The sequence below is a fragment of the Pseudomonas lundensis genome (genome assembly GCF_002269125.1).
GTDB lineage: Bacteria > Pseudomonadota > Gammaproteobacteria > Pseudomonadales > Pseudomonadaceae > Aquipseudomonas > Aquipseudomonas lundensis_A.
Window position 1 is genome coordinate 1 of sequence record NZ_NQKI01000096.1, and the last position, 877, is coordinate 877.

Annotated in this window: 1 protein-coding gene; it reads left to right on the plus strand. The window is 55.5% G+C overall.

Annotated elements, in window-relative coordinates; translation table 11 throughout:
- Window positions 1-72: 72 nt before the first annotated feature.
- A protein-coding gene (locus CJF39_RS22615; protein WP_094995377.1) for an IS5 family transposase occupies window positions 73-877 on the plus strand; the annotation gives its coding sequence in 2 pieces (ribosomal slippage) (window positions 73-427 and window positions 427-877; 806 coding nt annotated over the 2 pieces). This gene is flagged as partial in the annotation.

The following is an 877-nucleotide window of genomic DNA, read 5'->3' on the forward strand; positions in this document are numbered from 1 at the left end:
TAGGCTCTGTACGTAAACCCAAGAAATACGATTTTCTGTAAAATACACCGCCATTAAAGCCAGGAGGCCAAGATGGCAAAGCGGTATGAACTCCCCGACGCAGCCTGGGATCTGGTTGCAGATATCTTCACCAAAAATCAGCGCACCGGGCGCCCTCGGGCCGATGATCGCCTGATGCTAAACGGTATTCTCTGGGTGCTTTGCTCTGGCGCAGCCTGGCGAGACATGCCCGAACGATTCGGCCCTTGGTCAACGATCTATCAACGGTTCCGGGGATGGCGTGATTGCGGAGCTTTTGATCAGATGCTCAAGCGTCTTCATATCCGATTGAATGAGCAGGGTTTGATTGACTTGGAAACATGGATGATCGACTCCACTGCCGTACGAGCAACCCGGGCCTCATCAGGTGCCGGGAAAAAAGGGGATTTGAAGAACCGCAAGACCACGCGCTCGGGCGCAGCCGGGGTGGCCTGACGACCAAGATTCACATGCTGTGCGACGCCAATGGTGTGCCTCTGCGTTTCCTGTTGTCAGGCGGACAAGCCAGCGATATAGCCTATGCCCAACCGCTACTCGATCAGGCTTGCATACCCAGCCTGCGCGGTCGCCCACGCAAGCGTTGCCGCTGGTTGCTGGCTGACAAGGGTTACGACGCTGAAGCGCTGCGCCAGTATTGTGATCGTTATCGCATGCAGCCAGTCATTCCGTTGCGAAGCATGAAGCGCAAAACCAAGCCAGGATTGCCTCGACTTTTTGATCGCCCCAAATATCGGCAGCGCAACATCATCGAACGCATGTTTGGCTGGCTGAAGGAGAACCGTCGCATCGTGACGCGCTTCGACAAGCTCGCAACAAGTTTTGCGGCGATGGTCTCATT